Source organism: Roseovarius sp. THAF8 (genome assembly GCF_009363735.1).
In the GTDB taxonomy this organism is placed as follows: domain Bacteria; phylum Pseudomonadota; class Alphaproteobacteria; order Rhodobacterales; family Rhodobacteraceae; genus Roseovarius.
This window is the reverse complement of the sequence record NZ_CP045410.1, coordinates 3,757,088-3,776,728: the sequence shown is the minus strand read 5'-3', so window position 1 is coordinate 3,776,728 and position 19,641 is coordinate 3,757,088. Positions and strand designations below refer to the sequence as shown.

Genomic DNA, 19,641 nt, shown 5'->3' with positions numbered 1-19,641 from the left:
GTTTCGGTCGTGTTCGTTTTGCAGGCGGTTGGTCCGCTCTTTGCATCTGCAACATATATAGATGCTGCATTGCAGCATTGCAACCCTTTTTGCTGCACTGCAGCAAAACTTTCACACGATCTAAAAAAGCGTTTCGCGTCAGGCAGTTGCCTTGCGCAAAACGTAGGTTCCGGGCGCCGGACCAAGGCTGGGATGCTCGGAATCGCCCGGTTTGCGGGCCTTTACCTTGGTGCCCGAGCGCTTGCGCAGCCAGGTTTCCCACGTTGGCCACCAGGAGCCTTCGCGCTCGGTTGCGCCCTCCAGCCACTCTTCGGGCGTGGGCGGCAGGTCCTTGTTCATGTAATAGCCGTACTTCTTTTTCGACGGCGGATTGACGATGCCGGCGATGTGGCCGGACTCGGACACGATGAAGCTGCGGTGGGTCGATCCGGTCTGCAGGAAGCCGCGGTAGCAGTCGCGCCAGGCGGCGATGTGATCGCTTTGGCAGGTGACGGCCATGATCGGCACGGTCACGTCGCTGATATGCACCTTTTCGCCGCAGACGGTCATGCCGTCGGTGACGAAGGCGTTGGCCTGGCAGAGGTCGCGCAGGTATTGCTTGGTCATCGCGCCCGGCAGGTTGGCGCCGTCGCCGTTCCAGTAGAGCAGGTCGAAGGCGGGCGGGGTCTCGCCCATCATGTAGCTGCGGATCGCGGGCTTGTAGATCAGGTCGTTCGAGCGCAGGAAGGACATGGTGCGACCCATGATGAACGAGCGCAGGATGCCCTGCTCTTCCACCTCGCGTTCGATGCCGTCGACGAAATCGTCCTGCAGGAAGGGCACGAACTCACCCTGCTCGCCAAAATCGGTGAGCGCGGTGAAGAAGGTGGCGGATTTCACGGACGTGTCGCCGCGCTTGGCCATCAGCGCCAGCGTCAGGTGCAGCGTGGTGCCGGCGATGCAGTAGCCCACGGCGTTGACCTGTTTCTCGCCGGTGATCGCCTTGGCCTCGCGGATGGCGGTCAGGAAGCCTTCCTCGATGTAGTCGTCGATCAGCACTTCACTGTAGGACGCGTCGGGGTTGACCCAGGACACGACGAACAGCGTGTAGCCCTGATCCGTGATCCACTTGATCAGGCTGTTTTCCTGTTTCAGGTCGAGAATGTAGTACTTGTTGATCCAGGGCGGGAAGATCACCACGGGGGTCTTGTGCACCTGCGCGGTGGTGGGGCTGTACTGGATCAGCTCCATCAAGCGGTTCCGATAGACCACCTCGCCTTCGCTCACGGCGACGTTCTCGCCCAGCTTGAAGGCCTCCTCGTCGCACAGGCGCACGACCATTTCGCCATTGTTGGCCTCAAGGTCCGACACCAGGTTCTCCAGCCCCTTCACCAGGCTTTCGCCCTCGGTCTCGATGGCGCGTTCCAGCGCGTCGGGGTTGGTGCCCAGGAAATTCGTCGGGCTCATCATGTCCACGATCTGCTGCGCGAAGTAATTCAGGCGCTTGCGGTCCTTGGGGTCGAGGTCGTCGGCCTCGGCCACGGCCTTTTCCACGGCCTGCCGGTTGAGCGCGTATTGCTGTTTCACCAGCCGGAAATAGGGGTGCGTCCGCCACAGGGGATTCGTGAATCGCTTGTCGCCCTCCAGCGGGTCGGGATCGTCTTCGTCAGCGTCGGACGGGGGGTGGCCCTGAAGCAGCGATTGCTGCGCCTCCATGAAATGGCGCACGGACTTGCCCCAGTATTCCAGCTGCTGTTCATAGATCTTGCCGGGGTTTTCCATCAGCGCCTGCCAGTAGGAGGCTGCTGCACGTGCATAAAGATCCTGCCCCGGACCGTTCAGTTCGGGCATGGGCGGATTGCGGTGGCTGAGCGCCTGCACGAGCCTTTGTGACAAGGCTTCGACCTTTTCGAGATTTTCGTTCATCCGCTCGAGATTTTTTTCGTCAGCGGTGTCGGGCGTTGCCATTTCCACGAAATCCTCTACTCTTTCTGCCATGCAGCATGGCGCGGTGGGCCTGCGTCTGGTATGCATGTGTTAACGTCGCCCTGCGTATACAGATCCCATGGGTTTGCGGGACTGCGACGAATGGAACCAACTCGGCCTGTCCGGCCGAAGGAGTAAGTAATGCGTTACATGGCCACCTACGACTTGATGGAAACCATTCGCAACACCAACCAATGGCTGGGTGCGACGGCCTATTCCATGGCATCTTACCCCATCTTCGCGCTGACCCCAAACCCCGCGTTTCAATGGCTGGCCGCATGGGGCGAGGTGACCGAGCGCACGTTCCAACGGATGGTCGCCAAGCCCGACTGGGGGATCGAATCGATCACCGGCGAGGACGGGCGCGACCATCTGATCAGCATCGAAACGGTGGTGGAAAAGCCCTTTGGCGACCTCATCCACTTCAACGTGCAGGGCCGTGACGAGATGGATCGCCGCGTGCTGCTGGTGGCGCCGATGTCGGGGCACTATGCGACGCTCTTGCGCTCGACCGTGAAGTCGCTGCTGCCCGATTGCGAGGTCTACGTCACCGACTGGCACAATGCCCGCGACATCCCGGTCAGCGAAGGCAAGTTCGATGTCGAGGATTACACGCTCTACCTGGTGGAATTCATGCGGCACCTCGGGAATGACCTGCACGTCATTGCCGTGTGCCAGCCCGCGCCGCTGACCTTGGCCGCGACCGCTTATCTGGCCGAGCAGGACCCCGATGCGCAGCCCCGTTCGCTGACGCTGATCGGCGGGCCGATCGACCCCGATGCCACGCCTACCGAAGTGACGGATTTCGGCCACAGCGTGACCATGGGCCAATTGGAAGGCACGATGATCCAGCGCGTTGGGTTCAAGTATCCCGGCGTGGGGCGCAAGGTCTATCCCGGCCTGCTGCAACTGGCGTCGTTCATGTCGATGAATGCCGAGCGGCACAGCCAGGCCTTCATGAACCAGATCACCCGCGTGGCGCAGGGCGAGGCCAGCGACCGCGACCCGCACAACAAGTTCTACGATGAATACCTGGCGGTCATGGACATGCCGGCGGAGTTCTACCTTTCGACGGTCGAACGCATCTTCAAGGCGGGCGAGATCGCCAAGAACGAATTCGTGGTCGATGGCCACAAGGTGGATATCGGCGCGATCAGCAAGGTCGCGGTGAAGACCGTCGAGGGCGGCAAGGACGACATTTCGGCCCCCGGGCAATGCGTGGCGGCGCTGGACCTGCTGACCGGGTTGCCGGACGACATGAAGGCCAGCCACCTGGAGCCCGAGGCGGGCCATTACGGCATCTTCGCGGGCCGGTCCTGGCGCAACAACATCCGGCCCCTGGTGCTGGATTTCATCGACGCCAATTCCGAGGACCCGGCGGCGCGCAGCCGCACGAAGTCGCGCAAGGACAAGAAGAAGGCCAAGATCGCGGCGGAGTGAAGCGGCGCGCTTGGGCGGAGAGATCCCGGATCAGGTCCGGGATTACGGGTGTTTGACTGAGCCGCGCGATTGCCAGACCGCGGGATGGCGAACCGACCGGCGGTCGATGCACTTTATGGTAGCCATCTCCGCAAATTCTCGGTTTGAGGCACTTACATCACCCAATCGCCAGCCCAGCGGGCGGTCTGGCGATCGCGCGGCGGCGCGGCCTTGCCGCGCCTTTGTTCCGCGCGGGGGACAAAGACAAACGTCATCCCGGACTTGATCCGGGATCTCGTAGTCACACAGATCCTCGGGTCAAGCCCGAGGATGACAGGCTGAACGGCCAGGTTGACCCGCCCTACCCCGCCTCGACCCGCCGGTGCAGAACCAGGGGCTGTTTCAGCCAGACGCGCAGCGCGGCCGTCACGGCCTCGGGGGATTCGAGCGTCGGCAGGTGCCCGGCGTCCTGCACCAGCGCCAGTTCGGCGTTGGGGATGAGACCGGCCATGAACTCGTGCCGCTTGACCGGGGTCAGCGTGTCATGCACGCCGCACATCACCAGCGTCGGCACGTGGATCTTGCGCAGGGTCGCCTGGTAGTCGCGGCGGCGCTGCAGGGCGCGGACCTGGCGGGTGATGGCCTCGGGTCCGAGGTTCTCGGCCATCTTGGTGACCATGTGCAGGATCGAGGTACGCTCGGCATTGGGGGCCAGGTGTTCGGGCCGCAACAGTGCCGACACGGCCTGGTCGATGAAGCCCGCCCGCAGCTTGGTGACGACGGGCTCGTAGTTCGCGGCCGATTGCGGCGTCTCGGCCATGGAATTGGTGTCCATCAGGCAGAGCCGCGTCACCCGGTCCGGCGCGCGGCGCACGATTTCCAGCGCCACGATCCCGCCCATGGACAGCCCCGCCAGCGCAAAGCGGCGCGGCAGGTGGTCGAGGAGGCCCGAGGCGATTTCTTCGATCCGGTCACCGTGGGAAATGGGCGCGACAGTTACCGGCAGGTCGGGGCTGAGCGCCGTCATCTGGGGGCCGAAGACGCGTGCGTCACACATCATGCCCGGCAGAAATACCAAGGGGTCCTTCATCGCTTTTTCCTTAACCTGCCCGCGCGCTTTGCGCTGTTTTATGGACGCGATTCTGCCACAGGCGCGCGGGAAAACCAAGAAAACTCGCGCGGGCTACGGCAATCCGCCGATCCGGTCGGGACGGTGTCGGCGCTCACGCGATGCGCTCCAGCACGTCCTCGATGGAGCGGATGATGAGCGCGAGGCAGTCGGGATCGGAAAAGCGGTGATCGGCGCCGTCCACGAGCGTGAGGCGCATGTCGCGGCCCTTGGCGTGGTCCAGAAGGCGCAGGGCCACGGACATGTCCACATCCGCATCGGCGGTGCCTTGCAGGAAGCGCGCCGGGAACGGCAGTTTCAGGTCCGAGCGCAGGACGAGGTTGTCGCGCCCGTCCTCGATCAGGCGGTGGGTGATGATATAGGGCTCGTCATATTCGCTGGGCAACGCGAGGCGGCCCTTGGCCTTCAACTCGGCGCGCTGCGCCTCGGTGAAGCCGGCCCACATGCTGTCCTCGGTGAAATCGGGGGCGGCGGCGACCGTGACCAAACCGGCGATGCGGTCGGGGATGGCGCGGGCCATGAGCAGGGAAATCCAGCCGCCCATGGAGGAGCCGACGAGGATTTGCGGGCCGTCGGTCAGTTCCTCGATCGCGGCCTGGGCGTCCGCCGCCCAGTCGCCGATGCAGCCATCGGTGAAGGCTTCGCCGCTTTGACCATGTCCGGAATAGTCGAACCGCAGAAAGGCGCGGCCCGTGCGCTTGGCCCAGTCTTCGAGATGGAGGGCCTTGGTGCCCTCCATGTCGGATTTGAAGCCGCCGAGAAAGACCACGCCCGGCCCGTCTCCGTCGGTCTTGTGATAGGCCAGACGACGCCCTTGCGGCGAGGTCAGCATCTTGGTCTCTGACATCTTGGGTTCCCTTTCGAGGTTTGAAGGGAACCTGTCACCCTAAGGGCGGCGTTTCAAGCCGCCAGCGGTGGTCAGAGAATGGAGCCTATCGTGCGCTCGATGCGGTCGAGCGTGTATTCCCGCTCCTGCCCCGGTTTGTCGGGGACCGCGCTGGCCGGGAAGCCGAGATAGGTGGTTCCCACTGCTTGATCGGGATCATCCGCATCCCCCGCATCATCGGAGGTGTCGGAGCTGCTATCGAAACGTGCCATTTAATCTACCGTTTTCTTTGTCCGCGTCTGCGACCCTTGGGGCCGTGCATCAAAGTTAGCATTTCATCTGGAAATGAAAAATCTCTTTATGTCACAATATGTTACAGTGAACACACGTATACGGACGAATACAGCGCGATACAATTGTATACGGCAGTATGCAGTCACGTGACATCCCGGAGGCCCAGCGCGGCCAGCCCGCCAAGCGCCGACATCGCCGCGAACCCGATGAGGGCGGCATTGGGGCCGACCCAGCTGAGCGCGCCGCCGAAGGCGCCGGCCAGCAGCAGGATGATCCCGATGGCCAGGTTGGCGACAGCGGAATTCACCGTGCGCCGATCCTCGGGCGAGATGTCGACAAGGTAGGTCGAGCGCGCCTGTCGCACGCCGTGGTAGGCGATCATCAGCACGAAGAGCACGCCGGGGATGATGGCCGTGGTCTGGGCCCATCCGGCAATGTTGGCGGCCACGCCCGCCGCCATGGCCAGCGCCCCCAGAAGCCCCGCCGCGAGCAGCATCAGGCGGCTGGAGCGGTCGGCGAGCCAGCCCCAGGCATAGGAACTGACGAACCCCGCCGCCGCGGAGGCCACCAGCAATGCGCCCAGCGTTCGCAGCTTGTCGTCGTCGCCTTGGGTGGTCATCACGGCCAGGAACGGCGGCGCCAGCGCGGTGGCGGTCAGCAGGCCGCGCACCAGGATGAAGCGGCGCAGGTTCGCGTCTTCGCGGATCACGTCGCGGAAGCGGTGCAGGCCGGTGTCCTGTTGCGGGGTGCTGTCGTTCTCGTCGAGGGTCGAGAAGATGACGGCCGCGGCGACCCATAGGCAGGCGGCGAGCGCGATGGCGGCGATCACGGCGGCTTTGGTCTGTATGAGGCCCGACAGCATCAGCCCGGCAAAGACCAGCACCGCGATGGACGCGACCGAGCCGGCCATACCGGTGACCGCGCCACGCTTGGTCTGGCCCACGGTCTTGCCCAGGATGTCCTTGTAGGAGACCGAGCAGGCCGCGCGGAAGATCGCCAGCGTGGCCAAGAGCACGCAGATGGCGAGCCCCGCCGCCCAGCCTTGCAGGAAAATGGCCGAGGCGGCGATACCGGCGGCCATGGCCCCCTGCCCCGCGCTGCCCGCGACCCACATCCAGCGGCGTTGCTTGCGCTGTTCCAGCCACGGCGCCAGCAGCACTTGCGGCAAAAGCGCCCCGGCCTCGCGCAGGGGCACAAGAAGGGCGACAAAGCTGCCCGGCGCGCCCAGAACGCCCAGAAGCCAACTGAGCACCAGCTTGGGGTCGATGAGACCGTCGGCGATTTTGGTGAGGCTGAGGGAAAAGATATGCCGAAGCCCGTTGCGGGCCTCGGCCTTGTCACTTTCCTGTCCTGTCAGTCGTTCGAATGTGCCTTGCACTGCGCACCGTGTCGTTGAGGCTGGTTAGCCTCCGACATAGGGCGCGGACTTGGGACGGTAAAAAACTTTTTGATTGTGCAGGCGGCCCAGCAGGTCGTGGATGCGGCGGGTCACCGGCTCGGGTTGGTTGACCTTCGAACTGTGCAGTGCGCTTTCGATCAGGTCCATATCCTCGACGGAAAGTTCGAATGTGTCGTTGTAGCGTGCCATGTTCTTCTGCTCCTTCCGATGCGGTTACGTGCGATAAGCAAAGCTGAATGCACGTTTCGATATTGTTATATAGGAGATTTCGGCAGATCGTAAAGGGGAATTTTTCGTTCTTTATCAGAGGCTTTCAGAAGGGTGCGCTGCGACGCGGCAAGGCGGATTCGCATACGTTTGCACACCGAATCCGCGTTTGGCCGGTCGTCCCGGCGAGAGGAACGCCCAGCTTGGGCAAGCCGCGCTTGACTTGCCCCCCGCCCCGCGCCACAACCCGGGCCAAGACCATAACCCGCAACCGGGCGTTCCGTGGGCGCCAAACTGACGAGGAGGCCAGACATGGCTCAGATCTCCCTTACCCTTCCCGATGGCAATGCGCGGCAATACGACGCTGGGATCACCCCCGCCGAAGTGGCCGCCGATATCTCCAACTCGCTGGCCAAGAAGGCCATTTCGGCACATGTCGATGGCAAGCATTGGGATCTGGCCTGGCCCATCGAGCGCGACGCGCAGATCGCCATCAATACGATGAAGGACGAGGAGGCCGCCAATGAATTGGTGCGCCACGACCTCGCGCATATCATGGCCCGGGCGGTGCAGGAGATCTGGCCCGACACGAAAGTCACCATCGGGCCGGTGATCGAGAATGGCTGGTATTACGATTTCGACCGAGCCGAGCCGTTCACGCCCGAGGATTTGGGTGCCATCGAGAAAAAGATGCGCGAGATCATTAACCTGCGCGACCCTGTCCGCACCGAGGTGTGGGAACGCGACCGCGCGGTGCAGCACTACAAGGACAATGGCGAGCCCTACAAGGTGGAGCTGATCGAGGCCATTCCGGGCGACGAGCCGTTGCGGATGTACTGGCACGGGCATTGGCAGGACCTGTGCCGGGGGCCGCATTTGCAGCATACGGGCCAGGTGCCCGCGGATGCCTTCAAGCTGATGTCCATTGCGGGGGCCTATTGGCGCGGGGATTCCAGCCGCCAGATGCTGCAGCGGATCTATGGCGTGGCCTTCACCGGCAAGGAAAAGCTGAAGGCGTATCTGAATTTCCTGGAAGAGGCCGAGAAGCGCGACCACCGCAAGCTGGGCCGAGAGATGAGCCTGTTTCACATGCAGGAGGAAGCGCCCGGCCAAGTGTTCTGGCACCCCAATGGCTGGACGATCTATACCCAGTTGCAGGACTACATGCGCCGCAAGCAGCGCGCGGGCGGATACCGCGAGATCAACACGCCGCAGGTCGTGGACCGCAAGCTGTGGGAAAAGTCCGGCCACTGGGACAAGTACCAGCACCACATGTTCATCGTGGAGGTGGACGAAAGCCGCGACGGCGAGGATGACGACGCCAGCGTCAAGAACAAGGATCAGACGCGGATCAACGCGCTGAAGCCGATGAACTGCCCCTGCCACGTGCAGGTGTTCAACCAGGGTCTGAAATCCTATCGCGACCTGCCCCTGCGGCTGGCCGAGTTCGGCTCCTGTGCCCGGTTCGAGCCGTCGGGCGCGCTGCACGGGATCATGCGGGTGCGCGGGTTCACCCAGGACGACGCGCATATCTTCTGCACCGAAGAGCAGATCCAGGAGGAATGCGCGCGGTTCATCGACTTTCTGGCGGATGTCTACCGCGAGCTGGGTTTCCCCGAGTTCGAGATCAAGTTCGCCACCCGCCCCGAAAAGCGCGTGGGCAGCGACGAGTCCTGGGATTACGTCGAAGGCGCGCTGGAGAACGCGATCAAGGCGGTGGGGCGTGACTATACGCTGGAGCCGGGCGATGGGGCGTTCTATGGCCCCAAGCTGGACTTTTACCTGACCGACGCGATCGGCCGGGTCTGGCAATGCGGCACGTTCCAGGTGGACCCCAACCTGCCCGAGCGGCTGGATGCGACCTATATCGGCGCGGACGGCGAGAAGCACCGGCCCTACATGCTGCACCGCGCGACGCTGGGCAGCTTCGAGCGGTTCATCGGCATCCTGATCGAGAACTGGGAAGGCAAGCTGCCCTTCTGGTTGGCCCCGCGGCAGGTGGTCGTGGCCTCGATCGTGTCCGAGGCCAATGACTATGTGCTGGAGGTCGTGGATCAGTTGAAGGCCGCGGGCGTGCGGGCCGAGGCGGATCTGCGCAACGAGAAGATCAACTACAAGGTCCGCGAACATTCGGTGGGCAAGGTGCCGGTGATCCTGGCCGTGGGGATGCGCGAGGTCGAGGAAAAGACCGTGTCGGTGCGCCGCCTGGGCGAGAAGCAGACCAGCGTGCAGAGCCTCGACGAGGTCACGGCGGTGCTGGCCAAGGACGCGACGCCGCCAGACCTGGCCTGAGGGACTCACCCGCCCCGGGCTTGACCCGGGGCCGCCTGCCCTTGGTCGCGAGGCCCCGGCTCGGGGGCCGGGGCGGGGTGAGCTTTTGTTGGCCGAGAGTCAGAAGTGCGCCTTGGGCTCATCGGGTTTGCCGGCGGCGATGGCCAAGAGGCCGGCCAGCCCGACGAAACCGATGGGGAACAGCGTGAAGGCCCCGATGCCGAAGGTGTAGGCCATCAGCCCGGCCGAGATCAGCATCAGGATGCCGCCCCAGAGCGCCCGCGCCTTGGACATGGCCGCCCCCGCAATCGCCAGCAGCGGCGAGACGAAGCTGGCGGTGCGCACCAGCCCCTCGCGGTCGAGCGCGGTGGCCAGACCCTCGACCTCGCCGTATTCCCGGATGAACTCCGTGTAGCCGAAGGTGAAGAAGCCCACGATCAGGGCAAGGCAGCCGCCGATGATGCCCAAAACAAGTGCCGCGTTGCGCATGGCGGTCTCCTTTGTTCGTTACGTCAGCGCCGCCTGCACGTCCTTGCCCCATCCGAGGTAGAGCGTGCCGCCATCGTCGATCAGCGGGCGTTTCATCAGCGTGGGATGCGCCGCGAGCAGGTCGAGCGGGTCGCCCGCGCGTTCGGCCTCGGACAAGCCGCGCCAGGTGGTGGAGCGGGTGTTGAGCAAGGCTGCGCCGAATTTTCCATGCGCCGCCCGCAGCACGTCGGCGGGCACGCCATCGGCACGGACATCGCGAAACCCGGCGTTTTCAAGAGATTTCAGCGCCTTGCGGCAGGTGTCGCAGGTTTTCAGCCCGTAAAGGATCATGGTGTCATCCGCTCACGTTTTCATCAGGTGACCCCTACCTAAGCATCGGCCCGCCGTGTTTCACTTGCTTTTTACACGCTGTGCACAATCTTCATTACCGTGGTCTTGGTCTTGCAACCTCCGGCCGACGTGCCGGGGGCCAGCAGAGGCTCCCTTGGCCGCATGGCCCGGCATACCCGGGGAATAGAACGGCAAGAAGGAGAAGCGGAATGCCGACAGGCACCGTTAAATGGTTCAATACGACGAAGGGCTATGGTTTCATCGCCCCGGAAGAAGGCGGCAAGGACGTCTTCGTGCATATCAGTCAGGTGGAACAATCCGGAATGACCGGCCTGGCCGACAATCAGAAGGTTGAATACGAGCTTCAGGAAGGCCGCGACGGTCGGCCCATGGCGGTCAATCTGAAGGCGGTCTGAAACCGCCCGAGCGTGTGTGCGACGCGAAAGAGCGGTTCAGGCCGGGTTGTCGGCCTGAACAACGTCCCAATTTTCCCCCATTGCGACGATGCAGGACGTGCCGGTGGCATACGTCACCACCAGCGTCCAGCCGCCGCTGTCATCCGTCCAGACCTCCATGACCTGATCGGGACCCTGGGTGCCCCGTGCGAGACGCGACTCGCCGAACTGGCGGGTCAGCTTCTGCGTGAGGCTGTGGCTTGGCGCGCAGAGAATGTCCGCGATGGGGCTGGCCGCAACCGCCGGAACGGCGCCGAGGGCGGCCAGGGCGACTGGGACGATACACCTGAACATGGGGCTACTCCTGTAAATCACCGGGAGGCGATATGTAACAGATTCATGACGACAAGTATAGTGCGCGTATATACGCAAGATATACGCCCGCGCCCGCCGGACCGCCACCGCCACACGAAAAAAGAGCGCACCCCCGATGCGCCCTTTCCCCGGATTTCACATGCCCCGGCGGTGGCTCAGAAGCAGCCCTTCTGCCCTTCGGCACAGTTGTAGGACTGGCGGGACTTGTGGACATAGTGCCGTTTTTTGGGCGCCGGGTGCTGCATGACCTGTTTGTAGCTTTGCGTCTGGTTCGGCTTGCCGCAGCAGATGACACCGGAAATGGTGATCGGCTGCAGGCCGTAGGGGCAATAGTTTTCCTTGGAATGATAAGGGTAGATCTTGGCCTCGGCGAGCGCCGGCCCGGCGATGGCGGTCATGGACAGAGCGGCCACGATGGGTTTAAGAATGCGCATAAGGTCCTCGTTCGCTATGAATTTTTTATCCCGTCCCACGGATACCAGATATGGTACGCGATGGCGGGAATGTGTCAATTTCTAATGTGGCGGCGCGTGGAGGGAGGCTCTGCCGGAACGCGACCGACCTGGAGGGCGCATTGGTGGGTCCGATCCGGGTGGTCTCGCCCGCAAACTCGCGCCGGTCATCCTGGGTCTGACGTCGCAAACGCGCCCTCCGTGGGGAGGTCGGGCGCGGCCCGGCAGAGCCGGGCGGAGCGGTTGATCAGCGTTTGCGCAGAAGCTCCACCACCTCGCAGCGCGGGTCGCCGGACTGGAGCACGAAGCGGGTCGTTTCCCGCCACTCCGCCGCCTCATACTCCGGGAACCACGTGTCGGCGTCCTCAACGGCCAGGTCGACCTCGGTGATCACCAGCCGGTCGGCGCGGGGCAGAAGGGCGTCGTAGATCCCCGCCCCCCCGATGCCGCAGATATGGGCGTAGCCGGCATCATGCGCGGCGGCGATGGCGCTGTCGATGGAAGGGTGGACGTGCTCGGCGCCCTCGGGGCTGCCGGAGGACACGACCAGGTTCAGGCGGTTTGGCAAAGGGCGGTATTTCTCGGGCAGGCTTTGCCACGTGCGGCGGCCCATGATGCAGGCGGTGCCGGTGGTCTCGCGCGAAAAGAACTTGAGGTCGGTGGGGATGTGCCACGGGATGCCCCCCTGCCGCCCGATGGCGCGGTTGCGGTCGGTCGCCACCACCAGCGAGATCATCAGACCGCCACCGGCGCGGGAATGTGCGGATCGGGATCGTAGCCGGTGATCTCGAAATCCTCGAAGCGGAAGTCGAATATCGACGTGACGTCCCGGGTGATGCGCAGCGTCGGCAGCGGCTTGGGCGTGCGGGAGAGCTGCAGTTTCACCTGATCCACATGGTTGGAATAGATATGCGCGTCGCCGAAGCTGTGCACGAAATCGCCCGGCTCGTAGCCGGTGACATGGGCCAGCATGTGCAGCAAAAGCGCGTAGGAGGCGATGTTGAACGGCACGCCCAGGAACATGTCGGCGGACCGCTGGTAGAGTTGCAGGTGCAGCTTGCCCCCCGCGATGCGCACCTGCCAGAGCGTGTGACAGGGCGGCAGCGCCATGTCGGGCACGTCGCCCGGGTTCCAGGCCGAGACGATCAGGCGGCGGCTGTCGGGGGTTTCGCGGATCATCTGCATCAGGGTTTCGATCTGGTCGATCTCGCCCACCGGCCCCGGCCAGTGGCGCCACTGGTGGCCATAGACGGGGCCGAGGTCGCCGTCCGCGTCCGCCCATTCATCCCAGATGGAAACGCCGTTTTCCTTCAGGTACGCGATGTTGGTCTCGCCCGAGAGGAACCACAGAAGCTCGTGGATGATCGAGCGCAGGTGCAGTTTCTTGGTGGTCACCAGCGGAAAGCCGTCGGCCATGGCATAGCGCGATTGCAGCCCGAAGGCCGAGATCGTGCCGGTGCCGGTCCGGTCGGTCGAGGGCACGCCATGGGTCATCACATGGGCCAGTGCGTCGTGATATTGCTTCATCGGGTCTTTCCGCCGTTGGACATTTGCGGGGCGCGGACAACTAATGCGAGTCGCACCCCACTATATCTTGTGAGGCGGCGCAAACAATCCTCCAGATCGGGTGGCGGTTGCGGGGCAACACAGCCTGATTTTCCTGCTACGGTGCATGAAAAAAACTTTGACTTTGCAGGCTTGCGCGCCGACTCTCGGGCAAAACAATACAAAAACGACCACATATTGAGGGCAGTACTCATCATGAACCGTTTCGTGGCATCACTCGTGCTGCCGGCGTTCCTGCTGGCATGCGGCGGGGGCAGCAACCCGTTCACCCCCGACCCCGCGGCGCCGGACCCCGGAACCGGCGGGGACGGTGACAACCCGACCGACGCAGGCATCCCGACCGCGCTGGCCGGGGACCTGACCCGTCTGAACTACAATGCGGCGACGCAGACATTGACGGTCGAGGGGCTGACGCTGGACGGAGGCGACGATCCTCTCGTGTACAGACGGCGCCCCGGCCTGGATCGGAACGGGTACCAAGCCTATACGTTCCAGGACGACGGGCGCGACCGTCACTATACGATCTACGTCGCAGAAGCCAACAACAACTCAGGTGTTCGAGCCGGTACGAGCGCATCTGGAGGAGTGCGCAACCGCTTTTTCGGGGGTGGGTACTACGAGCGGGACGGTGACTTTTCGCCGGCAACGGGCCAGGTCAGCTATGCGGGTAACTACGTAGGCGTCACGAACCTGGCCGGAACCGGCGAAGATCTCACGCCCCCTCCGGCCGGTCTGGACCCGGACCTTGTTCCGACCCAGGCGGCCGAGGTCACCGGGCGCGTGGAGCTTCAGGCAAATTTCGGAGATGACGCTACGGTCGAAGGAAACATCATCGAACGTACGATCGTGGACGGCGGCACCGCGCTGCCCTCGATCGTCCTGGTCAACACACCGATAAGCTCCGATGGTACCTTCGTCGGTCAGGCCGAATACGAGCAGGGCGATTTTCCCGGTGAAAACGTGATCGGCCAGAAGATTGGCGATTACGGTGGTATTTTCGGAGGCACGAACGCGTCCGGCGTTGCGGGCGTCATCCACCTGGATGAATTCGACGGACCGAACAACCCGCTCGGCCTCGAAAACGAAGAGGAATATGGCGTTTTCGTGCTCGACCAATGTGGCCAACCTGTCGAAGACGCCACTGGCTGTGCCGGCACGAACCCGTAACGCACGCGCCACGGCCGCGTTTGCGCTGATCGCGGCGCTGTCGGCCTGGGGTCTTTCGGCCCCGGCCGAAGACGGCGTCGAGATGACCCTGCCCCAGGCGCAGGCGCTGGCGGTGCAGGCGATCAAGCAGGACCGCCCGAAGCTGGCCTATCAGCTGAGCGAAGGCCTGCTAAAGGCCAACCCACGTGACGGTCAGGCGCATTACACCCAGGCGCTGGCTTTCGCGCAGGTCAGGGCCTACGGGTTTGGCCGCAAATCCGCGCGCAAGGCGTTCAACACCGCCCAGACAGAGGTGCAGAAATACGAGGCCGCGCAGCTGGCCTCGCAGATGGCCTATGCCGACGACCGGCTGACCTTGTCGCAGTTCTGGCTGCGCCGCGCGGTGCAACACGCGCCGACCGAGGACGTGCGCCAGGAGTCGATCAAGGCGTTCCGCACCGTGCGCGCGCACAACCCGCTGAACTTCAACCTGAAATTCTCAATCTCGCCGTCCGACAACGTCAACAACGGATCCAACAGCCCCTACAACATCATCGACGGCGTGCCGGTGGTGGGCGTGCTGTCGCCCAGCGCGCAGGCGATCGACGGGGTGGTCGCCACCACCGACCTGCAGGGCAGCTATCGCATCGCCTACGGCGAGCGGTACATGACGCGGCTGACCGGGCGGGCCTATACGCGGCAGGTGACGTTCAACGATGCCGTGCCGGGCTTGAGCGGGTCGGACATTTCGTCCTCGCGGTTGCAGGTCGGGGTGAACCATCTGGCGGTCGACGGATCCAAGCGCGGCCAGTGGGAATTCGACCTGACCGGCGGGCGCGTCTGGTACGGCGACAGCCCGCTTTACGATTTCGCGCGGCTGGGGGTCGAACGGCACAATCGCCTTGGCGAGAACATGCGCCTCGGCTTTGGCGGGGCGGTCGAGTTCCAGGAAGACGAGACCTGGCCCTATAACGACGCCATGCAATACGAAGGCTTCGCGCAGCTGAGCTACAGGCTGGCGAGTGGCGCTCGGATCGGCGGATACCTGAACTATCGCACCACCGAAACGGACGGGGTGAACCGCGCGCGCGACCAGTGGACCGGGATCGTCAGCTACACGATGGGGCGCGAGATCGGGCCGGCTCTCATCAGCTTTCAGCTGGGCCACAGCCTTGTCGAGTACGACAAGTACCGCATCATCGGCCCCGTCCCCGGCGGGCGCAGCGACAACAGCACCTTCGGCGGCGTCACGGCGACCTTCCAGGACTGGAGCTATCTGGGCTTCGTGCCCACCGTGTCGGTGAATACCGAGGCGACGGATTCCAACATCAGCCGGTTCGACGTGGACGAAACCTCGGTCAGTTTCGGCATCCGCTCGGAATTCTGAGGCCCCCGCCCCGCTCTGGACAGCGCGGTGCTTTCGGCTAACTGTGGTGGGGAAATCAAGTACAAAGGAGCCGCACGCTTATGGCGCTGAAATACCTGCACACGATGGTCCGGGTGAAGGACCTGGAAAAATCCATGGCCTTCTACGAACTCTTGGGCCTGAAGGAGACCCGGCGCATGGACAGCGACGAGGGCCGCTTTTCGCTGATCTTCATGGCGCCGCCGGGACAGGAGGAATGCCCGGTCGAGCTGACCTGGAACTGGGACGGCGACGACGATCTGCCCGATGACAGCCGGCATTTCGGGCATTTGGCCTATTCGGTCGATAACATCTACGACATGTGCAAGCACCTGCAGGACAACGGCGTGACAATCAACCGTCCGCCCCGCGACGGGCGCATGGCCTTCGTGCGCAGCCCCGACAACATCTCGGTGGAATTGCTGCAAGCGGGCGACGCGCTGGAGCCGGCAGAGCCCTGGGCCAGTATGGAAAGCACCGGGCACTGGTGATGGGTCTGCACCGTCTTCCGCTGATCGCGGTGGCGGTGCTGGCCGCCCCTGCCCCGGCGCTGGCCGACGCGCTGGCCGAGGCGGCGGCGAAGCAAGTGGGCGTGACGGTGATCTACGATCCGTCCTATGTGGGGCTGGACTTTCCCGGCGGCGACGTGCCACGCGACCGGGGCGTGTGCACCGACGTGGTGATCCGGGCCTTGCGCGCTGCGCACGGGATCGACCTGCAACTGGCGGTGAACCGCGACATGAAGTCCGATTTCGCCGCCTACCCCGCCCTCTGGGGCCTTTCCACGACCGACCGCAACATCGACCACCGGCGCGTGCCGAACCTGGAAACCCTGCTGCGCCTGATCGGCGCGGCGGAGGGTCCGAGCGACGACCCGGACGATTTCGCGCCGGGCGATATCGTCAGCTGGCGGTTGGCCGGGTCGGGCCTGCCGCATATCGGGATCGTGGCCGAGACGCGCAGTGCCGATGGCGCGCGGCCGCTGGTGACGCACAACATCGGCTGGGGCACCCGGACCGAGGACATTCTGTTTGACCATGACATGGTGCTGCGCGCGCGGTTGGATGAAGCCGCGCGCGTGCGCCTGCGGGCGTTGACGCAATGAGGGTGTGGCGCGCCCTGGCCCTTGCGCTCTTGGCGCTGATGCCGCTCAGGGCGGGGGCCGAGGGGTGCCGGCTGGCGCTGGTGCTTGCGGTGGATGTGTCGTCATCGGTGGATGCCGCCGAGTACGATCTGCAACGGGTCGGCCTGGCCGCGGCCCTCGATGCCGAGGAGGTGCGGCACGCAATCCTGCGGGGAGCGCCGGGGCACGTGGCCCTGGCGGTCTACGAATGGTCCGGGTTCTACCAGCACAAGCTGCAACTGGACTGGACGGTGCTGGACGGCCCCGGCGCGATCGATGCAGCGGTTGAGACCCTGCTGAAGATGCGCCGCAGCCATGACGAGTTTCCCACCTCGATGGGGCCGGCGCTGGGGTACGGCGCAAGCCTGTTGCAAAACGGGCCGGTCTGCGAGCGGCGGGTGATCGACGTGTCGGGCGACGGGGTGAACAACTATCGCTATGGCCCGCGCGAGGCCTACCGGCATTTTCCGATGCAGGACGTCACGGTGAACGGGCTGGTGGTGCTGGGCGAGGACCCCAGCGTGCTGACCTGGTACGGGGCGGAAGTGCTGCACGGACCGGGGGCGTTTCTGGTGGTGGCCAACGGGTTCGACGAGTTCACCGAGGCGATGACCCGCAAACTTTACCGTGAAATCAACGATATCATCCTGGGCAGCGTGACGCGGCCCGGACCGCACGGATGAGGTTGCGGGCGCTGGTGCTGGTCTGTGCCGCGCTGTGGCCGGGGCTGGGACTGGCCGAGTGCCGGCAGGCGCTGGCACTGGGAATGGACGTGTCGGGATCGGTCGATGCGGATGAGTACCGGCTGCAAACCGACGGGCTGGCCGCGGCGCTGCTGGCGCCGGAGGTGCAGGAGGCGTTCCTTGCGGTCCCCGAGGCCTCTGTGCGGCTGATGATCTACGAGTGGAGCGGCGTGCGGGACCAGCGCGTTCTGCTGGACTGGACCGAGATCGACGGCGCGGCGCGTCTGGCCGAGGTCGCTGCCCGCCTGCGCGCGACGCAGAAGGCCAGGGGCGACGATCCCACCACGGCGATCAGCGCGGCGATCCTGTTCGGGGTGGCGGCGCTGAACCGGCAGGCCGGGTGCCTGCGCCGGACGCTGGACATCTCGGGCGACGGGCCGGCCAATATCGGGCTGCACCCGCGCGATCTGACCGAGGGTGATCTTGGCGACGTGACCGTCAACGGGCTGGTGATCGGGCCGGAATCGCGGTCGAACACGTCGAAGAACCTGCATAACGTTAAATCTCTGGAAGGCTATTTCCGCGCCTTCGTCCTGCACGGGCCCGGCGCCTTTGCCGAGACCGCGCGGGACCACGCGGATTTCGCCGCCGCCATGCGCCGCAAGCTGGTGCGCGAGCTGCAACTGCCGAACCTGTCCCGGCTCGTGCCGCCGCAGCCCGCGGGCCTGCGCCTGCCTTGAAGTGTATCGCGTCCGCCCCGGGGTTTCAGCGAAGGGCGTGACGCGGTCGTCAACCGGAAAGGGCGCGCCGTTTCGCGAATGTCCGGGGCGCGGGTTTCCCGCGAGACGGGTCAGTAGATATAGCGGATCTGGTCGGTCCAGTAGCGTTCCACCCGGCGCAGGGCGCCGGTGATCTGGTCGATGCCGTCATGGCTGATGACGCCGCGCGATTGCAGCCCCTCGGCGTGCCGTTCGAACAGGCCGGCCACCACGTCGCGGATGCCCCGCCCCTTCTGCGTCAGCCGCACGCGGACCGAGCGGCGGTCGATCTCGCAGCGCTGGTGGTGCATGTAGTCCATCTCGACCAGCTTCTTGAGGTTGTAGCTGACATTGCTGCCCTGGTAATAGCCGCGGGTCTTCAACTCACCCGCCGTGACCTCGTTGTCGCCGACATTGAACAGCAGCAGCGCCTGTACCGCGTTGATCTCGAGCACGCCGATGCGCTCGAACTCGTCCTTGATGACATCCAGAAGCAGCCGGTGCAGCCGCTCCACCAGTGACAGCGCATCGAGATACCCCGCCATGAATCCATCCGACTGCACAGCGGTCGGCATCTGTTGTTGAAAACTCATCACTGTCTCCGTGCGCTAATGCTCGGAGACCGATGTGACAAAGAAAGCCGAATAATCGGTTAAATGCCGCCAATACCGCGTAAAATGCGAACTATTTCGGGGCTTGCATCAGCCGGCGGAGACGGCCCGGACCTGCCCGATCAGGTCGGCCAGGTGCGGCGGCGGCGGCGTCTGCCCCGTGACCCACTGGTAGAGGTCCTGGTCGTTCTCTTCCAGCAGCGTCTCGTAGAGGTCCAGTTCGGCCGGGGACAGCGCGGCCAGACGCGCCTCGGAAAAGCGCATCAGCAGGATGTCCATCTCCTTGGTGCCGCGCCGCATCGACCGCATGCGCAGCCGCTTCAGCCTGGTGTCGCCGGTCTCGGTCACGGGCCGGATCAGACCCGGTCCTGCAGGGCCTTGCGCAGCTTTTTCTCAAGCAGCCCAAGGCGTTCGGCGGTGCCGACCACCTGGGTGCGCAAGGCGCGGATCTCGGTCACGAGGGCGGTCACGTCCGCATCCTCGGCGGCGTCGGTGGGGGCGTCGGGGCCGTCGCCCTCGGCCATGAGAAGCCAGCGCAGGCTGACGTTCAGCAGCCCCGAAATCGTGGAAAGCTTGTTCGCCCGCGGTTCGGTCACGTCGTCTTCCCAGCCCTGCAGGGTCTTGAGCTTGACGCCGAGGCGCTGCGCCATCTGCTTTTGCGTCATGCCCGCCGCCTCGCGCGCGCCCGCAAGGCGGTCACCGAACGTGGTGGCCTCGGGATCGTACCAGTCGTTTTGCGTTTCGGCGGTCATGGTTTTCCTTTCCGGGGCGTGGCCCATCGAATGCGTCTTGCCTAGC

The 19,641-nt window shown here is 64.5% G+C and carries 24 protein-coding genes; 9 read left to right on the top strand and 15 right to left on the bottom strand.

Going from position 1 to position 19,641, the window contains the following annotated elements:
• Positions 1-138 precede the first annotated feature (138 nt).
• Entirely contained in the window at positions 139-1,947 is a 1,809-nt protein-coding gene (phaC, locus tag FIU85_RS18485; RefSeq protein WP_152498321.1) for an alpha/beta hydrolase, read from the bottom strand.
• A gap of 159 nt (positions 1,948-2,106) precedes the next feature.
• Between phaC and phaZ the strand changes: the two genes are divergently transcribed.
• On the top strand, positions 2,107-3,405 hold the full coding sequence (gene phaZ / locus FIU85_RS18480) for a polyhydroxyalkanoate depolymerase (RefSeq protein WP_152497940.1): 1,299 nt from the start codon (positions 2,107-2,109) through the stop codon (positions 3,403-3,405).
• Positions 3,406-3,745: 340 nt separating this feature from the next.
• Here phaZ and FIU85_RS18475 read toward each other — a convergent pair whose 3' ends face one another.
• The 5 genes from FIU85_RS18475 to FIU85_RS18455 all read right to left on the bottom strand — a co-directional run bounded on the left by FIU85_RS18475 (position 3,746) and on the right by FIU85_RS18455 (position 7,221).
• Entirely contained in the window at positions 3,746-4,474 is a 729-nt protein-coding gene (locus FIU85_RS18475; RefSeq protein ID WP_152492957.1) for an alpha/beta fold hydrolase, read from the bottom strand.
• Positions 4,475-4,607: 133 nt separating this feature from the next.
• Positions 4,608-5,360, bottom strand: coding sequence for a carboxylesterase (locus FIU85_RS18470; RefSeq protein WP_152497939.1), 753 nt, complete (start codon positions 5,358-5,360; stop codon positions 4,608-4,610).
• Positions 5,361-5,431: 71 nt separating this feature from the next.
• Positions 5,432-5,611 carry a hypothetical protein gene (locus FIU85_RS18465; protein ID WP_152497938.1) on the bottom strand — a complete coding sequence of 60 codons (180 nt, stop codon included), beginning with the start codon at positions 5,609-5,611 and terminating at the stop codon, positions 5,432-5,434.
• Positions 5,612-5,775: 164 nt separating this feature from the next.
• Positions 5,776-7,011 carry an MFS transporter gene (locus FIU85_RS18460; RefSeq protein ID WP_152497937.1) on the bottom strand — a complete coding sequence of 412 codons (1,236 nt, stop codon included), beginning with the start codon at positions 7,009-7,011 and terminating at the stop codon, positions 5,776-5,778.
• A gap of 24 nt (positions 7,012-7,035) precedes the next feature.
• Entirely contained in the window at positions 7,036-7,221 is a 186-nt protein-coding gene (locus tag FIU85_RS18455; RefSeq protein ID WP_152474385.1) for a hypothetical protein, read from the bottom strand.
• 330 nt (positions 7,222-7,551) lie between these two features.
• Between FIU85_RS18455 and thrS the strand changes: the two genes are divergently transcribed.
• On the top strand, positions 7,552-9,531 hold the full coding sequence (gene thrS, locus FIU85_RS18450; protein ID WP_152497936.1) for a threonine--tRNA ligase: 1,980 nt from the start codon (positions 7,552-7,554) through the stop codon (positions 9,529-9,531).
• Positions 9,532-9,630: 99 nt separating this feature from the next.
• Here the strand turns inward: thrS and FIU85_RS18445 are convergent, their stop codons facing one another.
• Entirely contained in the window at positions 9,631-9,999 is a 369-nt protein-coding gene (locus FIU85_RS18445) for a hypothetical protein (protein WP_152497935.1), read from the bottom strand.
• Between the two features lie 18 nt (positions 10,000-10,017).
• Entirely contained in the window at positions 10,018-10,329 is a 312-nt protein-coding gene (locus FIU85_RS18440; protein WP_152492963.1) for an arsenate reductase family protein, read from the bottom strand.
• Positions 10,330-10,538: 209 nt separating this feature from the next.
• Between FIU85_RS18440 and FIU85_RS18435 the strand changes: the two genes are divergently transcribed.
• Positions 10,539-10,745, top strand: a complete 207-nt coding sequence (locus tag FIU85_RS18435; protein WP_057790118.1) for a cold-shock protein — start codon at positions 10,539-10,541, stop codon at positions 10,743-10,745.
• A 36-nt stretch (positions 10,746-10,781) separates the two neighbouring features.
• On the opposite strand, the gene FIU85_RS18430 is transcribed toward FIU85_RS18435, so the two are convergent.
• The 4 genes from FIU85_RS18430 to FIU85_RS18415 all read right to left on the bottom strand — a co-directional run bounded on the left by FIU85_RS18430 (position 10,782) and on the right by FIU85_RS18415 (position 13,078).
• The gene (locus tag FIU85_RS18430) at positions 10,782-11,078 is read right to left on the bottom strand and encodes a hypothetical protein (protein ID WP_152492964.1); all 297 of its coding nucleotides are present in this window, start codon (positions 11,076-11,078) and stop codon (positions 10,782-10,784) included.
• A gap of 176 nt (positions 11,079-11,254) precedes the next feature.
• Positions 11,255-11,533, bottom strand: a complete 279-nt coding sequence (locus tag FIU85_RS18425) for a hypothetical protein (RefSeq protein WP_254702946.1) — start codon at positions 11,531-11,533, stop codon at positions 11,255-11,257.
• 265 nt (positions 11,534-11,798) lie between these two features.
• Complete coding sequence (locus FIU85_RS18420; RefSeq protein ID WP_152497934.1) at positions 11,799-12,287, bottom strand: dihydrofolate reductase; 489 nt, start codon at positions 12,285-12,287, stop codon at positions 11,799-11,801.
• Positions 12,287-13,078, bottom strand: a complete 792-nt coding sequence (locus tag FIU85_RS18415) for a thymidylate synthase (RefSeq protein WP_152497933.1) — start codon at positions 13,076-13,078, stop codon at positions 12,287-12,289. Before FIU85_RS18415 ends, FIU85_RS18420 begins: the two co-directional genes overlap by 1 nt.
• A gap of 234 nt (positions 13,079-13,312) precedes the next feature.
• Here FIU85_RS18415 and FIU85_RS18410 point away from each other — a divergent pair, with 234 nt between their 5' ends.
• From FIU85_RS18410 to FIU85_RS18385, 6 genes are all read left to right on the top strand, one after another.
• On the top strand, positions 13,313-14,284 hold the full coding sequence (locus FIU85_RS18410) for a thymidylate synthase (RefSeq protein ID WP_152497932.1): 972 nt from the start codon (positions 13,313-13,315) through the stop codon (positions 14,282-14,284).
• On the top strand, positions 14,211-15,650 hold the full coding sequence (locus FIU85_RS18405; RefSeq protein ID WP_152497931.1) for a hypothetical protein: 1,440 nt from the start codon (positions 14,211-14,213) through the stop codon (positions 15,648-15,650). Before FIU85_RS18410 ends, FIU85_RS18405 begins: the two co-directional genes overlap by 74 nt.
• 80 nt (positions 15,651-15,730) lie before the next feature.
• Positions 15,731-16,159, top strand: a complete 429-nt coding sequence (locus FIU85_RS18400) for a VOC family protein (RefSeq protein ID WP_152492968.1) — start codon at positions 15,731-15,733, stop codon at positions 16,157-16,159.
• Positions 16,159-16,773 carry a DUF1287 domain-containing protein gene (locus FIU85_RS18395; RefSeq protein WP_152497930.1) on the top strand — a complete coding sequence of 205 codons (615 nt, stop codon included), beginning with the start codon at positions 16,159-16,161 and terminating at the stop codon, positions 16,771-16,773. Before FIU85_RS18400 ends, FIU85_RS18395 begins: the two co-directional genes overlap by 1 nt.
• Positions 16,770-17,474 (top strand): DUF1194 domain-containing protein, encoded by a 705-nt coding sequence (locus FIU85_RS18390; RefSeq protein WP_254702945.1) that lies wholly within the window; start codon positions 16,770-16,772, stop codon positions 17,472-17,474. Before FIU85_RS18395 ends, FIU85_RS18390 begins: the two co-directional genes overlap by 4 nt.
• Positions 17,471-18,214 carry a DUF1194 domain-containing protein gene (locus FIU85_RS18385; RefSeq protein WP_152497929.1) on the top strand — a complete coding sequence of 248 codons (744 nt, stop codon included), beginning with the start codon at positions 17,471-17,473 and terminating at the stop codon, positions 18,212-18,214. Before FIU85_RS18390 ends, FIU85_RS18385 begins: the two co-directional genes overlap by 4 nt.
• Positions 18,215-18,324: 110 nt before the next feature.
• On the opposite strand, the gene FIU85_RS18380 is transcribed toward FIU85_RS18385, so the two are convergent.
• The 3 genes from FIU85_RS18380 to FIU85_RS18370 form a co-directional block, all read right to left on the bottom strand.
• Positions 18,325-18,825 (bottom strand): MarR family winged helix-turn-helix transcriptional regulator, encoded by a 501-nt coding sequence (locus FIU85_RS18380; protein ID WP_254702944.1) that lies wholly within the window; start codon positions 18,823-18,825, stop codon positions 18,325-18,327.
• A gap of 108 nt (positions 18,826-18,933) precedes the next feature.
• A complete protein-coding gene (locus FIU85_RS18375) occupies positions 18,934-19,191 on the bottom strand; it encodes a succinate dehydrogenase assembly factor 2 (RefSeq protein ID WP_152492971.1) in 258 nt (85 codons plus the stop codon).
• An 8-nt stretch (positions 19,192-19,199) separates the two neighbouring features.
• Positions 19,200-19,595 (bottom strand): helix-turn-helix transcriptional regulator, encoded by a 396-nt coding sequence (locus tag FIU85_RS18370; protein ID WP_152494513.1) that lies wholly within the window; start codon positions 19,593-19,595, stop codon positions 19,200-19,202.
• Positions 19,596-19,641: the final 46 nt, after the last annotated feature.

Bases quoted from the DNA above. Each gene is read 5' to 3' on its own strand.
- FIU85_RS18470 (WP_152497939.1), bottom strand. From the start codon at position 5,360: ATGTCAGAGACCAAGATGCTGACCTCGCCGCAAGGGCGTCGTCTGGCC.
- FIU85_RS18435 (WP_057790118.1), top strand. From the start codon at position 10,539: ATGCCGACAGGCACCGTTAAATGGTTCAATACGACGAAGGGCTATGGT.
- FIU85_RS18400 (WP_152492968.1), top strand. From the start codon at position 15,731: ATGGCGCTGAAATACCTGCACACGATGGTCCGGGTGAAGGACCTGGAA.
- FIU85_RS18430 (WP_152492964.1), bottom strand. From the start codon at position 11,078: ATGTTCAGGTGTATCGTCCCAGTCGCCCTGGCCGCCCTCGGCGCCGTT.
- FIU85_RS18445 (WP_152497935.1), bottom strand. From the start codon at position 9,999: ATGCGCAACGCGGCACTTGTTTTGGGCATCATCGGCGGCTGCCTTGCC.
- FIU85_RS18390 (WP_254702945.1), top strand. From the start codon at position 16,770: ATGAGGGTGTGGCGCGCCCTGGCCCTTGCGCTCTTGGCGCTGATGCCG.
- FIU85_RS18475 (WP_152492957.1), bottom strand. From the start codon at position 4,474: ATGAAGGACCCCTTGGTATTTCTGCCGGGCATGATGTGTGACGCACGC.
- phaZ (WP_152497940.1), top strand. From the start codon at position 2,107: ATGCGTTACATGGCCACCTACGACTTGATGGAAACCATTCGCAACACC.
- FIU85_RS18420 (WP_152497934.1), bottom strand. From the start codon at position 12,287: ATGATCTCGCTGGTGGTGGCGACCGACCGCAACCGCGCCATCGGGCGG.
- FIU85_RS18440 (WP_152492963.1), bottom strand. From the start codon at position 10,329: ATGATCCTTTACGGGCTGAAAACCTGCGACACCTGCCGCAAGGCGCTG.
- FIU85_RS18395 (WP_152497930.1), top strand. From the start codon at position 16,159: ATGGGTCTGCACCGTCTTCCGCTGATCGCGGTGGCGGTGCTGGCCGCC.
- thrS (WP_152497936.1), top strand. From the start codon at position 7,552: ATGGCTCAGATCTCCCTTACCCTTCCCGATGGCAATGCGCGGCAATAC.
- FIU85_RS18465 (WP_152497938.1), bottom strand. From the start codon at position 5,611: ATGGCACGTTTCGATAGCAGCTCCGACACCTCCGATGATGCGGGGGAT.
- FIU85_RS18425 (WP_254702946.1), bottom strand. From the start codon at position 11,533: ATGCGCATTCTTAAACCCATCGTGGCCGCTCTGTCCATGACCGCCATC.
- FIU85_RS18415 (WP_152497933.1), bottom strand. From the start codon at position 13,078: ATGAAGCAATATCACGACGCACTGGCCCATGTGATGACCCATGGCGTG.
- phaC (WP_152498321.1), bottom strand. From the start codon at position 1,947: ATGGCAACGCCCGACACCGCTGACGAAAAAAATCTCGAGCGGATGAAC.
- FIU85_RS18380 (WP_254702944.1), bottom strand. From the start codon at position 18,825: ATGAGTTTTCAACAACAGATGCCGACCGCTGTGCAGTCGGATGGATTC.
- FIU85_RS18385 (WP_152497929.1), top strand. From the start codon at position 17,471: ATGAGGTTGCGGGCGCTGGTGCTGGTCTGTGCCGCGCTGTGGCCGGGG.
- FIU85_RS18405 (WP_152497931.1), top strand. From the start codon at position 14,211: ATGGCGTTTTCGTGCTCGACCAATGTGGCCAACCTGTCGAAGACGCCA.
- FIU85_RS18455 (WP_152474385.1), bottom strand. From the start codon at position 7,221: ATGGCACGCTACAACGACACATTCGAACTTTCCGTCGAGGATATGGAC.
- FIU85_RS18370 (WP_152494513.1), bottom strand. From the start codon at position 19,595: ATGACCGCCGAAACGCAAAACGACTGGTACGATCCCGAGGCCACCACG.
- FIU85_RS18410 (WP_152497932.1), top strand. From the start codon at position 13,313: ATGAACCGTTTCGTGGCATCACTCGTGCTGCCGGCGTTCCTGCTGGCA.